The 238-nt window shown below is 66.8% G+C and carries 1 protein-coding gene; it reads right to left on the bottom strand.

Annotated features, from left to right (window positions below; genetic code table 11):
- Positions 1 to 238, bottom strand: a 238-nt coding sequence (locus tag RAD04_RS39120) for a glycosyltransferase (protein ID WP_461628028.1), incomplete at both ends; no start/stop codon positions are given.

Here is a 238-nt window from a genome sequence, read left to right on the forward strand (position 1 = left end):
GCGGTCTGGTGATCGTCAGTGGCCGTCGGCAGCGGTACCAGGATGGCCGGGCGGCCCGCACAGGTCAGTTCCGCCAGCGTCGAAGCCCCCGCGCGCGCAATCACCACATGCGCCCAGGCAAGCTGCTCGGGCAGATCGGGCAAATAGGTCGCGAGATCCGCCGCAATCGACAGCTCGGCATATTTCGCGCGGCACGCATCGATATCCTCGATCCGCGCCTGATGCGTCACTTGCAGGC

The sequence above is a fragment of the Bradyrhizobium sp. 25ACV genome (assembly GCF_054863005.1).